21 protein-coding genes are annotated in these 13007 nt (G+C 30.7%); 7 read left to right on the forward strand and 14 right to left on the reverse strand.

Features of this window, described 5'->3' with window-relative positions; translation table 11 throughout:
- Positions 1 to 179 precede the first annotated feature (179 nt).
- The 3 genes from JNUCC83_RS05350 to JNUCC83_RS05360 are packed head-to-tail and all read right to left on the reverse strand — an operon-like array spanning position 180 to position 2682.
- A complete protein-coding gene (locus JNUCC83_RS05350; protein WP_454461185.1) occupies positions 180 to 1049 on the reverse strand; it encodes a DnaD domain-containing protein in 870 nt (289 codons plus the stop codon).
- A 14-nt stretch (positions 1050 to 1063) separates the two neighbouring features.
- Positions 1064 to 1786, reverse strand: a complete 723-nt coding sequence (locus tag JNUCC83_RS05355) for an MBL fold metallo-hydrolase (protein ID WP_454461186.1) — start codon at positions 1784 to 1786, stop codon at positions 1064 to 1066.
- Complete coding sequence (locus JNUCC83_RS05360; RefSeq protein WP_454461187.1) at positions 1783 to 2682, reverse strand: recombinase RecT; 900 nt, start codon at positions 2680 to 2682, stop codon at positions 1783 to 1785. Before JNUCC83_RS05360 ends, JNUCC83_RS05355 begins: the two co-directional genes overlap by 4 nt.
- Before the next feature lie 53 nt (positions 2683 to 2735).
- On the opposite strand from JNUCC83_RS05360, the gene JNUCC83_RS05365 reads away from it, so the two are divergent.
- Entirely contained in the window at positions 2736 to 3548 is an 813-nt protein-coding gene (locus JNUCC83_RS05365) for a TIGR02391 family protein (RefSeq protein WP_454461188.1), read from the forward strand.
- Here JNUCC83_RS05365 and JNUCC83_RS05370 read toward each other — a convergent pair.
- The 8 genes from JNUCC83_RS05370 to JNUCC83_RS05405 form a co-directional block, all read right to left on the reverse strand.
- The gene (locus tag JNUCC83_RS05370) at positions 3504 to 3755 is read right to left on the reverse strand and encodes a hypothetical protein (RefSeq protein ID WP_454461189.1); all 252 of its coding nucleotides are present in this window, start codon (positions 3753 to 3755) and stop codon (positions 3504 to 3506) included. The two genes, JNUCC83_RS05365 and JNUCC83_RS05370, sit on opposite strands and share 45 nt — an antisense overlap.
- A complete protein-coding gene (locus JNUCC83_RS05375; RefSeq protein ID WP_454461190.1) occupies positions 3755 to 5695 on the reverse strand; it encodes an AAA family ATPase in 1941 nt (646 codons plus the stop codon). Before JNUCC83_RS05375 ends, JNUCC83_RS05370 begins: the two co-directional genes overlap by 1 nt.
- On the reverse strand, positions 5688 to 6020 hold the full coding sequence (locus tag JNUCC83_RS05380; protein WP_454461191.1) for a hypothetical protein: 333 nt from the start codon (positions 6018 to 6020) through the stop codon (positions 5688 to 5690). The genes JNUCC83_RS05375 and JNUCC83_RS05380 overlap by 8 nt, the downstream gene beginning before the upstream one ends.
- 64 nt (positions 6021 to 6084) lie before the next feature.
- Entirely contained in the window at positions 6085 to 6321 is a 237-nt protein-coding gene (locus JNUCC83_RS05385) for a helix-turn-helix domain-containing protein (RefSeq protein ID WP_454461192.1), read from the reverse strand.
- 6 nt (positions 6322 to 6327) lie between these two features.
- On the reverse strand, positions 6328 to 6507 hold the full coding sequence (locus tag JNUCC83_RS05390; RefSeq protein WP_454461193.1) for a hypothetical protein: 180 nt from the start codon (positions 6505 to 6507) through the stop codon (positions 6328 to 6330).
- On the reverse strand, positions 6495 to 6701 hold the full coding sequence (locus tag JNUCC83_RS05395) for a hypothetical protein (protein WP_454461194.1): 207 nt from the start codon (positions 6699 to 6701) through the stop codon (positions 6495 to 6497). The genes JNUCC83_RS05390 and JNUCC83_RS05395 overlap by 13 nt, the downstream gene beginning before the upstream one ends.
- A 15-nt stretch (positions 6702 to 6716) precedes the next feature.
- Complete coding sequence (locus JNUCC83_RS05400; RefSeq protein ID WP_454461195.1) at positions 6717 to 6890, reverse strand: hypothetical protein; 174 nt, start codon at positions 6888 to 6890, stop codon at positions 6717 to 6719.
- Between the two features lie 70 nt (positions 6891 to 6960).
- Positions 6961 to 7227 (reverse strand): MerR family transcriptional regulator, encoded by a 267-nt coding sequence (locus JNUCC83_RS05405; protein WP_454461196.1) that lies wholly within the window; start codon positions 7225 to 7227, stop codon positions 6961 to 6963.
- Between the two features lie 59 nt (positions 7228 to 7286).
- On the opposite strand from JNUCC83_RS05405, the gene JNUCC83_RS05410 reads away from it, so the two are divergent.
- Positions 7287 to 7511: a DUF2188 domain-containing protein gene (locus JNUCC83_RS05410; protein WP_454461197.1), complete on the forward strand. Its 225-nt coding sequence runs from the start codon at positions 7287 to 7289 to the stop codon at positions 7509 to 7511.
- On the opposite strand, the gene JNUCC83_RS05415 is transcribed toward JNUCC83_RS05410, so the two are convergent.
- Genes JNUCC83_RS05415 through JNUCC83_RS05425 form a run of 3 tightly spaced genes read right to left on the reverse strand, consistent with a single transcriptional unit; the run spans position 7508 to position 8713 of the window.
- A complete protein-coding gene (locus JNUCC83_RS05415; protein ID WP_454461198.1) occupies positions 7508 to 7711 on the reverse strand; it encodes a hypothetical protein in 204 nt (67 codons plus the stop codon). The genes JNUCC83_RS05410 and JNUCC83_RS05415 overlap by 4 nt on opposite strands.
- Positions 7712 to 7723: 12 nt before the next feature.
- Positions 7724 to 8503: an ORF6N domain-containing protein gene (locus JNUCC83_RS05420; protein WP_454461199.1), complete on the reverse strand. Its 780-nt coding sequence runs from the start codon at positions 8501 to 8503 to the stop codon at positions 7724 to 7726.
- The gene (locus tag JNUCC83_RS05425; protein ID WP_454461200.1) at positions 8504 to 8713 is read right to left on the reverse strand and encodes a helix-turn-helix domain-containing protein; all 210 of its coding nucleotides are present in this window, start codon (positions 8711 to 8713) and stop codon (positions 8504 to 8506) included.
- A 305-nt stretch (positions 8714 to 9018) separates the two neighbouring features.
- Between JNUCC83_RS05425 and JNUCC83_RS05430 the strand changes: the two genes are divergently transcribed.
- The 5 genes from JNUCC83_RS05430 to JNUCC83_RS05450 all read left to right on the forward strand — a co-directional run bounded on the left by JNUCC83_RS05430 (position 9019) and on the right by JNUCC83_RS05450 (position 12620).
- Positions 9019 to 9342 carry a helix-turn-helix domain-containing protein gene (locus JNUCC83_RS05430; protein WP_454461201.1) on the forward strand — a complete coding sequence of 108 codons (324 nt, stop codon included), beginning with the start codon at positions 9019 to 9021 and terminating at the stop codon, positions 9340 to 9342.
- 11 nt (positions 9343 to 9353) lie between these two features.
- The gene (locus JNUCC83_RS05435) at positions 9354 to 9710 is read left to right on the forward strand and encodes a M78 family metallopeptidase domain-containing protein (protein ID WP_454461202.1); all 357 of its coding nucleotides are present in this window, start codon (positions 9354 to 9356) and stop codon (positions 9708 to 9710) included.
- 89 nt (positions 9711 to 9799) lie between these two features.
- Positions 9800 to 10777 carry an HNH endonuclease gene (locus JNUCC83_RS05440; protein ID WP_454461203.1) on the forward strand — a complete coding sequence of 326 codons (978 nt, stop codon included), beginning with the start codon at positions 9800 to 9802 and terminating at the stop codon, positions 10775 to 10777.
- Positions 10778 to 10861: 84 nt separating this feature from the next.
- A complete protein-coding gene (locus tag JNUCC83_RS05445; RefSeq protein WP_454461204.1) occupies positions 10862 to 11305 on the forward strand; it encodes a hypothetical protein in 444 nt (147 codons plus the stop codon).
- A gap of 70 nt (positions 11306 to 11375) precedes the next feature.
- Complete coding sequence (locus tag JNUCC83_RS05450) at positions 11376 to 12620, forward strand: hypothetical protein (protein WP_454461205.1); 1245 nt, start codon at positions 11376 to 11378, stop codon at positions 12618 to 12620.
- Positions 12621 to 13007: the final 387 nt, after the last annotated feature.

The raw sequence follows: 13007 nt of genomic DNA on the forward strand, positions 1-13007 counted from the left end.
ACACATAGGACAGCAATTTATTTCAACCCCTCGACAAACATTTGCACCAGCTACCCTTATAAAAAACTTTCCATCATCTATAATTATGCAACAGTCTTCATATCCACTATCTGCCAAATATCTACCTCTAACATTTATCCCATCACTAATCATTTTTTCACAATACTCACACATATCACTCACTCTCCTTTATACACTTCACCTGTAAATTGTCTAATCTGGGCTTCAAGTTCTGCTTGTTCCTCAGCGCTAACTGGCGTTTCTTTCCTTTTTTCAGTAAATACTTCGGGTACAGTCTCTTTTCGCGTCGGTTTGTTGTAGTTGTTGTATTTAGGTTTTTGTACTTCACGCTTTTTAGTTAGCGCTGCAACATCAGACAATGTTTTAACATTTGATTTTTCCCAGCTTTTCATAATCGCTTCTGTGTATTTAAAACTGTTAGCATTAGCTGCTGCTGATTGTTTTAGTGCCTCGATAACCAGTTCTTCGCTTAGATCGTTACACCAATGATTCAGACTTTCGATGATAAACGAGTTAGACATTCCAAAAACGTATTCGTACGCTTGTACGATGTTTGGCCTATCTACATCTATCTTATTATCATTCTTATCTTTCTTAACATTCTTATTATTGTTCCGTTGCTGTTCCGTTGGCGTTCCGTTGCTGTTCCGTTGCTGTTCCGTTATCGGATTTGCGTATCGCTCAAACCCTTGGTATTCCTCGTAGTTCACTACTGTAAATAGTGTTCCGTAATCGGTAGTTTCAATTTTCAATCGATTTTCTTCGACCAACTTATCAATCTTGTTTTTTATGGTGTGTAACGAGTAATATTTAATCGCTCTTTTTTCGACATAAGCTAAATCTTCTTTTAAATTTCTATATGATCTTAAATACTGCCCTCGCTTTAAATGTATGCCAGCAATAGTGACGCCCTCTTTTGCAAAAACAGCATTTCCGTAAATGTAGAAGAAGATTCTAAATTTTACGACATCAGACCATATTGGATTTTCAAATATTTCTCTACTTGTTTGAAATGCTCCTTTGCTCATAGTTTTGTCACCACCTACGCTACATAAACAGGAACACCGACAAGTTTTTGTGTTTCCTCTTTAAAGATTTTTTCATTGCTATTTGAATCAGATAAATGTAAAAGCCAAACTTCTTGTAAATACGTGCTTTTGTTGTTTTCTATAAATTCTAATGCTCGCTTATAATCAAAATGACTTTCTATAATTCTTGTTTTAAGTTTCTGATTATCAAACAATTTTTGTTCTAATATGTCTTTTGAATAGTTCATTTCAATCATTAAGTGACTGACATTTGGAAACTTATATTTAACGTAATAGCTATCAGTGATAAAAATTAATCTATCGCCTGCGAAATTATCAATCATAAACCCCGATGGTTCTCTAACATCATGCTGTAATTCAAAAGGTGTTACTTCCCACGTACCAATCGTGATTGTTTTTTTGTATGTAATCGTGTTAAAACGATAGCCATCTGTTTTATCTAAACGCAAAGCGACGTCTTCAAACATCGCTTCACGCGTTCCTTTTGTCGAATAAATATCTATTGATGTTTCATCTATTATTTTTTTTATGTATTTACAATGGTCTCTGTGTTCGTGCGATACTAGTAATCCAGCTACTCGAGATAAGTCATGTTTCATTTGTGGCAAAATGCTTTTTAATGAAACACCGCACTCAATTAATAATTGAGAGTTACCATCATCAATTAAGTAGCCATTTCCATCACTGCTAGAGCCAAATGATTTTATGTTAATCAATACGGATCACCTGTTTCTTCTTCTGGTAACAATTCAGTTTCAACTGGTTCAATATCTTCATTGATGATTTCACCGTTTTCTGTCACTTCTTTAGGTGGTTTCGTTTCTTCTTTTACTGGTTCAAACACTTCAGAATTGGCATTTTCTTCGATTTCTTCAATTATTTCAACTTCTTTTCTATTTGCTGAATCATTTTCATATTCGTTTGATGTTGTATTATTAATGGATTCAATCAACAAATCACTATCGTCAGATGTATTAATGAATGCTTTAGCAGCTCTATTAATTACTGTTCTTTTGGCCATTTCTTGTGGGAAATCTTTTTGTACATTTTTTGTTTTCGCTTTGCTCCAAGATGTATCAATTTCCTTTTTAGTCATGACTGTTAAAAATCTTTCGTCTTCGTCTGTTTCTATAATTGCGTAAGCTCCAACTATGGCATTATCACGATTTTTAAATGACGTCTCATGTTTAACTAGTTTTTCTTTACCGTATTCGTCAATTTCTAACTCAAAATCATCGCCATCATAAATCACGTTTGCCCATATGTTTTTAACACCATTCAGTCTTTTAACTACTGCCATTGTCCCGAAATAAGAACGTGTCATTTTTAAAGTGCCGCCGTATGGTACAAAATAACATTGGGTCTTTGCCGGACTTAAACCTTGAATAACCATATCTAACAACGCATTAGCGATGGACTCTCTAGAACATTTTTCTAATAAATTTCCACTTGAATGATTAGTTAGTGCAAAGAATGCTGATTTTAACGCATTAGCATGGCTATAAGACGCTGGAAGTGCTAGACCTTCGTTTTGCATTACTGTAATTTTTGAATTAACTTGATCCGTAATATCTTTTTGAACGATTGCTGGTACTTGTTTTTGATTAGTCATTTTTTATTATTTCCTTTCTTGGTATACTTAATTTAAAAGTGAGGTGAATATAAATGAGTAAAAAAATTGATAATAAAATTATTGAATCTATGTCTCAGATACTTGCAGAGGAATTAACAGGTTCCAAAATTGATTTAATGTTTAATAACTTAAATTTTAATAATTTTGATGCAACTTTAAATAGAAGTTATACTTCTACAAAATGGGTCCGATTAAACGAAACAATACTCTATGAATGTAGAAAGTTAGGTAAAGCTGATCCCTTATTCAAAATTATTGAATATATTACGCAACCTTCGGAATATATTGATAATCCAGACAGTTGGAAAAAACTATTAAATACAATAAATAAGAAGCTAATATTTTATGGTTTTGAAGTTAATGATGCTGGAAAAATTATCAAAATCAAAAGTGTGACTTCTTACAATGAAGCTCAAAAAAGATTAACTTCTTTTACAGAAAGACTTTCACATTACGACATACATCCCGAAGTTTATAAATATTGTAATGATGAACTTTTTACTAAAAACTACTTCCATGCTATTTTAGAAGCTAGTAAGGGATTATTAGAGCGTATTAGGGAATTATCTGGGTCATCTTCTGACGGTTCCACCTTAATTAATGAGGTTTTTATAAATAAGAATCCTGTCATAGTTATTAATGGCAATAGAATTGAAACTTTAACTGAAAAAAGTGAGTATAACGGTTTAAAGAGTTTACTTAATACTATTGTCTATTTCTATAGAAATCCTAAAGCACATGAGCCAAAATTATATAATCCAGCTTCTGAGAGCGATGCCGTTACAGCATTTACTTTAATGTCAATGGCTCACTCTATTTTGGATAATTGTATTCGTGTCAGATAATTTTGAAAAAGCTAATTCAGAAATAACTGCAGTAGACATAGATAAATTAATGACTTTAGTAGTTATTTTTGATACTTTTTTATTTTGCAAACTTGATAGTTCTTCAGACAGATGTTGGTTCAATTGAACGGCATTGTATATCAAACAATCTTGAATTTGTTTTGAATCTATATTTATCGTTTTTTCTAAATTGATATCTTTCGACATTATTTTTCAACCTCCACTCTAAATTCAGTTTGTTCTGCAAAGTTTTGAATAAGTTGTCCGTCAAACTTAATTGGTTCTGTGATTGATTCTGCGTTATCTAAGAATACTGGTGTCGATACATTTAAGCCTTTTGATAATCCGTTTATAATATCTAAATCACAACGTCCACGTTCTCCTGTACTCATGCCAGCTGAATAATCAACTCCGTTATATGTCGCTTCGCATATTTCTTTAATCGCTTCATTTTTCTGAACATCGAATAGCTTGAATGATGTTAATTCGAAGTGACTATTAATACTTTCTTCAAGCATTTTTACTTTTTTGCGAGTAAACTCATCAATCAACCAAAGTTGACGTTCTACTGTTTGATTTTGTTCTTTTAGATCAGCGTCTTCTTTTCTTAGTTCTGTCATTCTTTCTTTTACTGGTGTCGCTTGTTCGAATTTGAATGTCAATTCAATCAATTTGTTAACTTCTTCTTTCACAGTGTCACGTTCTTTTTCGACTTCTTGAACGGCCTGTGTGCTGTCTGATTTAGCAACTAATATCTTTTGTTGTAACTCGTCTATTTCTTTCTTAATCGCTTTATAACTATCTGATTCTTCAAACGTTCCCGTTTCTTCTTTTTGCGAATCTAACTCTTTTTTGACTTCATTGTATTTGGTCATCGTTTCGTTTAATGAAGTTGTGACTTGTTCAAGTTTGACTTGTAACTCGCTTATTTCTTTATCATTTGCCTTAATTTCTTCTGCTACTTGTTTACCTTCAGCAATGTTTTTCTCGATTTTATTTGCTTTATCAAGATTGAAATTAGAAATCATTTCGTCCACTTGATCAGCAGGCAATTTTTGGCCACACATTGCGCACTCTTTTTTATGTTCATCAAATGATAATTCTTTTAGTTCTTTATATTGCTTTAATAAATTATCTTTTGTTGTTTCTAACAACGTCTTAGCATTTAATGATTTGTCGATTTCAAATTGTATACTGTTTTGTGTTTCTCGTAGCTTAGTTCCTTCTGATTGAATGTCAGATAAATCATTGTTTAAGTTCTCCGTAACTAAATTTGAGCTTGCTAAAAATTTATTTTTTTCATCGCTCAATTTTAGTTTTAAATTAGATACCTGTTCTCTATAATCAAGTGTTGAATCACCATTTTGAATAGCTGAAACCTTTTGTTCTGCTTTATCTAGTTTTGTTTGTGCTGCTTTTAAATCTTTTTCTATTTGCTCTTTATCAAGTTCGTCTAATGCTAATCTATCAAGCATATCTTGATTTTCTTGGATTCTTCCAGGAAGTGATTTGATATCAGATTGAATTTTTTTCTTTCTGCTTGCTAGTATTTTTTTAATATCTTCAATTGATTTTCCATCTAATACTTTTTCTAACTCTTTTAGTTCTGGATCATTTGCGATTATTTCATCATCGGTTAAACCAGTTAACCCAATTAAGTATTGTCTTCTAACTTTCCAATCAAGCTGCATAAAGAACCCTGCAGAAATCATAAGTTGTAAAAGTTCTTCTTCCTCAATATCAGATAAAAATTCTTTCCACTCTTTTTCTTTTTTAGGTACTGAATCAATGTAATACTCTGTTTTATCGTTCCCACGCGTCTTTTCAAGTTCACCACGCTTAGTAGTCCAAACTTCTTTTAAAACACGTTTTAACGTCAATTTTTGGCCGTTTATTAATACTTCTGCTTCAATCGTTGGGTCAAGTCCTAAAATTTCATTCTTATCTTTATCTTTTGGTTTTGGATTTAATTTACTTCCGTTTAAATCTTTACCAAACAACAACCATGTGAACCCCTCGCCCAGTGATGTTTTACCAGCACCATTTGGACCAGTAGCTTTTGCAGATTTTTCATTAAGCTCTAAAGTGTAATCTTTAAGTCCTTTAAAGTTCTTGTAGTGAATTGAATTAATCTTTATGTTAGTCATCTAAATCACCGCTTTCTTTCATAGAAAATAATGCTGTTAAAAATCTAAACAAGTTATCTTGCTCACTATCAATCGTTTTAAAATCAGTTTCTTTTTTAATAGCTACTTCAATTAGTTTGAATGGTAAATTTGTTTCTTCCTCAATTTGTTGTTGTAAAGCGATGATACATTCAGCTACTTCAAAAGCATTTCCTCCAGATCTTGCAATTACAATATCCTCGCTTGCATTTATACTTAATGCGAATGATATACCTTGTTTTTCGCACTCTTTAAATAATTCATCTGATAAGTATTCTATTAATTCAAAGTTGTTTTCTTTTGTCATTTCGTGTTAAACTCTCCTTAATTGATATATTTTTGTGACTGATTTTTGCTTGCAGGCGAATCAGTCATTTTTTTGGTTTAAACAATTCATAAGGTTCAATTTCTAAAACCTTTGATACTTTTTCAATAGTTTCAAATTGAATACCTTTTAACTTTCCGTTTTTCAATGATGTTAGAGTATTCCTTGATAATTCAGCCTCTTCATAAATATCAGAAATTTTCAATCGCCTTTCAGCCAACATCACTCTAAAATTTTTAGCCACTGTTTCATTCAAATCTTCTTTTATTACACTAACTATCACTCTTCCTCACTCCTCAAATTCATCAAATTTAGTTAATAAACGATCAATTAGTAATTTGTGAGATTCTGGTAATTTTTCATTTATTTTCGAAAGATCATATCCATAATTTTTAAAGCAAAATCCGTTAAACCAATCACAGATTGTAGTTAACTCGTCCTCAGTAAATTCTATTTTTATTTTCTCCACTCTTCCTCACCACCTTCCAATTTGACTGCTGTCATTGCTGTACTTTTATCGTCACGATTTTCAAATCTCTTTTTACCTGTTGGAGTCGTCATAAACTTAACAGACGTTGGTTTAATATTTAATCGTTCAGCACATTCATCAACTGTTCCAATAAAAAGAAACGTATCGCCTTTATAAATTGCATATTCAACCATTTATGCAATTCCTCCTCACTTTTTTTGTTTTCTGTTTTCTCTGCTAACAAAGTAAATAACAAGGTGCAGTGATACTATAGAAAAAATCAACAACCACCAATTTTCACTGTTATAAAGTGTTAACATAAACGTTGCTGTAATTAATCCAACGTACATATAAGACACTGCATTTATAAATTTTTCGTACATTTTCCTCACTCCTTTCGCTAGTTCTAAAAATACTAAATGATGTGAGTCTTTATTCGTTCGCTGCGTTTCTTTATCTTTTTTGATTCATAACCCAATCTTTACATATCAATCTGTCATAAAATTTTGTTTGTGGACCCATTGTTGCATATGGCATACCGTCATTTTCCCAAACCCTAATGGTAGTTGTTGATACATCAAAATATTCAGCAATCTCTGTTTGATTCAACGGTCTATCAATTCCGACTTCACTTTTAGCTCTTTCAAATTCTTGATAAGCAATATCAAAAATAAATTTCCGCAATGAGTCTTCTGCTTCTTTAGTTAGTATGACTTCCATGATTACACCTCCTACGCTATTTTATTTTTTGCTATAATTACCTCTAAGGAGGTGATTATATGGGTAAAAACCAACATGTTACACGTAATGCTGATGGCTCTTGGAATGTTAAAGGCGAAAATAATACAAGAGCTACGAGCATCCATTCAACTCAACGTGAAGCGCAACAACGAGCTAGAGAAATTGCTATAAATCAAAAATCTGAAGTTGTTATTCATGGTGTTGATGGAAAAATTAGAGCCAAAGATAGTTATGGAAATGATCCACACCCACCAAAAGGCTAATTATATTTTGGGATTAAAACAATTTGATAGCCTTCAGCAGGAATCGCTTCTTCTATAGTGATTTCTGCTATTTTTGTTCCATCATCTTTCTGTACAATCATTTTTGTATACAAATCTTGATTCAAAACTGTTTCAATTTTTTTGTTTTTTGAGAAATTATTTTCACTTTCAACATCGATAGTTACCTTCTCATCTGTCATTTTTGCCACCTCCTACGCTATGTCGTCTAAATTAATGCCATATTTAATAGCAAACTCTTTAACAACTGCAATATAGACTTCTAAAACACGCTTATCATCATTTAAAACGTCTAATTTGTTAAGTCTGTCTCTTTTAGACTTACTTGCTCCTTCATCTGCCATACGTCTACGTTTATTAGTTAACCGCTGGCTTAAGTTAGCACTGGCTCTTCGTTCTGTTTCTTCATAAATCAAATTATTTATTTCTTGATAAGCTCCAAATCCACCTTGTGTTTGTGCCATTCGTTTTATTAGTTTTTGACAATCCTTTCGCCAATCCGTTACATTCAATGCTACGATGTCAGAAATATTATCAACTTTCGTTTCAAGTTTCTTAGTTGCCAACTCCTGTTTTGCTAGAGACTGGAACAGTCCGTTAAACATTTGAAGTTCTGGACTAAGATTTGAAGTATCGAGTTTAGATTTAGGATTGAAATAATTTTCTTCCAATTCATCAAACATGTCCCATGCTTTGTCAGTACCTAACATTTTAGAATGACGACCTGCTCCTTGTTTTGTATAAAGGATAAGTTGTGGACTTCTTTTATCAACTAGGTCGAAATTTTCGACTAAGTTCTTAAACTCTTTTAATTCAGCACCTTCTAGCCTGTAATAATGTTTTCCCTCGACAAACTTATCTTTATTATTATTAAAATTTTGTTTTATCTGTTGTACTGTAGCCCCATAAAATTCAGCTAATTGTTCTGTTGTTAATATTCTTTGGTTTTTTAATTCGATTACTTGTAATTCCATTTAATTGACCTCCTGTTCTGCAATGACAATGTCTAGATAATTTGCAATTTCTTGGCGGTATTCATCTGCTTTTTTGCCTCTTTGATAACCATTAATTACTTGGCTTGTATACACTGGTGATTTACCAATAACATTTGCTAAATCCTGTAGAGTTAATCCTCTTCGACGTCTTTTGATTTCAACTATTTCTGAAAAATCTGTAATTAACACAAAATCACCCTTTCTAATTTTATAATTTAAGCTAAAAAATTAACTAATAGTTGTTGACTTATATCCCACAGTTGTGTACTATTAAGTCATAGTTAAATAAGCGTACAAAAAGCCTATAAGCATACACTTAAACCGTTCCCCAACGATAGTTTGTATAAAATATTGGTCTTATTTGTTGTACTTATTAGCTAATCAATTAGCTTATGAATGAAGTATATCCCACAACTAAATACTTGTCAATAATTAAAATCAAATAGTTGTGTACTTTTTTTGTTTGCGTAAAAATTTAAGGTGGTAATACTATTATGACAATGTTTGAGCGTATACAAGAATTAGCAAAAAAGAAAGATAAGAATTTAAAAACTGCTTCCGAAGAAATGGGATACAGTAAAAATTATTTATATTCATTAAAAACTCAAAGTCCTAAAGCTGAAAATTTAAAAGTTATTGCAGAATATTTTGGAGTAACATCAGACTATCTATTAGGACGTGAAGAAAAACCACAATACACCTCTGATGATTTAGAAGAAATGATTGACAATGCAATGAGTTTCAATGGTAAACCATTATCTGACCATGATAGAGAAGTTGCTAGAGCGTACCTAGAAGGAAAATTTGGTACTAAGTGAGGTAATTACTATTGAAAAAAATTAAGGAGATTTTAAAGAAGAATAATATTGAATTAATTGTAACTGAATTAGAAAATGATGGATTTTGTATAATAAAAAGTAAGACTATTTTTGTTAATTGTTATCTCTCAGAACAAAGAACAATAGAAGTTATTTTACATGAAGCTGAGCATATTCTTTCTCATTCAGATTATATGGAACTTTATAGGGCCTCTTACTTTTACCATTCAAAGTTTGAGAATGAAGCTGATAGCTATGTTATAAATACATTGTTAGAGGATTGTAACTACCAGTATAACTATTCTATGATGTTAGAAGAATTTGGTGTTGGCATGGGATATGATACGAAATATCAACGCTTTAGATAACTTTTAGTTCAAAAAACGTAAATTATTACCCAAAAACACTACAAAACCCTCGTTTAGTTTGGTATGCTAGGTAAAAAGGGGGAGTAAATATGCCGCAACTAATAGCAATTATTTTTTTATTAATACTTTTTGCTTATTTATGGCCAGTATTTGTTGCAGTCGTACTTATATATCTTTTATATAGACTAATAAGATATATAAGAAAGACTATATATTTTAAAAGTACATCTTTTTTGAACCACAAACAAGAAATTGATGAAACTATAAATGATTATAATGAAATAGCACAATATGTTTCAAACTTACCTAAAAATAATCAATTTATAGCAAAAAAGAATTACGACCACTCACATTTAGCCAAAACAACCAATACTAGCCAACACAACTACAAAAGAAATCGAAATTCTAGAAACTTAGAATCTCGAAATGTTTATCCAGCTTCATTAAATATTGTAAGAAAAGCTTCAGAAGAACCTATAAAATATTTGTGTAAGTATTTTAACATTGATGCCACTCCAGAAAATTTAAAACAAATACAAGCCATTGGAGAAAATATATCACGAATTGAAAATGCTATTACGAATCTAAAAAATAGACAAAAAGAAATTGAAAAAGACTTCAATCCTCCTAAATTTATTCTTAAACACTATCATGAGGAATTAATGAATAAAATTGGGATTAACATTCCGAGTATGAATATTCCCTACGCTACTTATATATTTGAATATGTAAGTGCTGGAGGAAACAGCTCCCAAAAAACCACAATTTCTTTTGATTTAGAAACAATTGAAGCTCTATCTCAATTTTTAGTACAAAAGATAAAATTTGCAAAAAGTGCCGAAGGACAACGAGCTTTAATGACTAATAAATTAAGAGAAAACATAAAAAAAAGAGACAACTACACTTGCCAAATGTGTTCAGCCTCTATTTATGAACAAGATTTACTTTTACTAGAAGTAGATCATATTATTCCAGTATCTAAAGGTGGATTATCTACACCAGAAAACTTACAAACTTTATGTTGGAAATGTAATAGAAGTAAATCAAATAAAATTCTAAACACCTAACCACTCAAACGAGTGGTTTTTACACTACAAAATGATGTGTGTTTTTTTTGATATACAATGAAATTTAATTTGGAGGATTTTAAAATGAAGAATTTACCATCAAAACGTTTAACTCTACTAGTATCACTAGTATTAGTAGAATTATTAATTTTAGTTGTGTTTACGCTAACTTATACAAAAATATTATGGGTTAGTTGGAACTCATCAAACGCTCTGTACGGAATTATAGTAACTGCCGTGCTACTTATACTAACTATAATTTTATTCAAAAACAGTTATAATTATTTAAAAAATGCAACTGAAAATACAGAACTAGTTCAAGCAAAATTAATCTCAAAAAAAACTTATTCCTTTAGAAGAAGAAAGGTAGTCATTTGGAAATATGAATATTTTATTGATGGACAGCCTGTTCATAAAACGTACTGGCATCTAAACGAAACTCGTAAAATAGAAGAAAACACTTACTTTGATTTATTTGTAGACAAAGAAAATAAAAACAAAAGTTATTTTTTCTTAGAAGTTAACTAAAAACACACTACCTTCTCTCAAAGAGAAATAGTGTGTAGGAAGAAATATAATTATATTAGAGGAGGATATTATGATAAATCAGCAACAATTTAACAGTGAGGTTTACGGCTATATTTTAAATAATGCGATTACAAATACTCTTAAAGAAATTCCTGTATTGGATTCATCCGTTGATTATTGGTTAGTACGTGCTAAAGGTGGGGCTTTTTATACCGATTTTAATATCAATGGATATGTTGGTATTGGTTGGAATGAAATTTCCTTAGAAGACATTTATAAAGCTAATAATTCTACCGAGACACTAAAAAACACTTTACGAGAGAAATTAGTGACTTCTGAAACTACAACTATTGAAGATAACGAATTTCAAGAAATTGCCTTATTCGATAATTTCATATCTGCGGATGAAGATATAGACGCTAAAACAGAAAGACAATATGGTACTTGGGCCGGACAGTTATTAAGATTTGTAAACAAATTAAAAGTAAATGATATTGTTGTTGTTCCTTCAGAAAGATCTGAATTTTTACTAGTAGGACGAATTACTGGTGATATCTATGAGCTAACAGATGTACAAATTGCTGAACAAGAAAAAACTTCGAATTATAAAAAGTCAGACTTTAAAAAAAGATGGCCAATTAGTTGGTTTGGTTATTTCGATCGAAATGATGCAGATAGTAAATTATATAAAATGATCTATGCTCAATCGACATTATCAAGTATTAATGATTATAAACCATTTATAAATAGAGCTATTTTCCCTTATTACTTACAAGATGGTAACCTGTTTTTATCGATGCACGTTTCTCAGCCTAACGATATTGATAGTGAATATCTTGGACAATTTATTTATCAATACTCATTATTAAATAAACTCATATATTCTGAAAGTAAAGTTGTTAGTAAAGTAAATGTCCAATCTGAAGGTGTGATAGAGTTAATTAATAATGTTGCACAGTACGGCTTAGGTGCTTTTACAATACTAGCTATCGTCCTAGTCGCCCCTTATGGTGGAGAAATGAAATTCCTAGGTCAAACCTTAAAAATTCCAGGGTTATTTAAAGGTCATCAAGAAAACAAGTCTACGAAACTAGAAAATGAAAAGAAAAAACTAGAAAACGACAATAAAGAATTGGAAAAGATAGAGAAAGCAGTTAAATTAGCTGAAGAGTTAAAAGTACCTATCTCTGAATTAGGAATTAAGTTACCTCAAAAATTAGTGGATTCTTTAGAAAAAAATATAAAAAACGAAATAGAAAAAAAATCTCAATCCACTCCATCAAAAAATGAAGAAGACCAAGATACAAAAAACTAATTAGCTTTAAATTCAAAATTTTTAAAACAAAGATATGCTATAAATATAGATATTAAAAAATTAATGCTACTATTTGTTGAAGCTAATCTATCCAATATAAACTGGGACAAAACAAAAATAAACAAGAAAAACGTAATATAAATAATAATATTTGTTATTTTTTTTCTCATAATTTATCCCCCTCATAATCTTAAGTAACTCACTTGTTTCAAGGTAAATATATAGCATATAACAATTTGTTTTCAAGAATTTAATTCAAGAAATATACGATCTTAACAAAAAAAATTCCTATTTGAAATAGGTTTCTTTAATTATATCTATTTTAGCAAATTGAAAGGAGTGATGCAAAATAATTCTCTGAAAATTCGTTCGCTGCGAAATAAAGGA

The sequence above is a fragment of the Vagococcus sp. JNUCC 83 genome, from assembly GCF_053667615.1.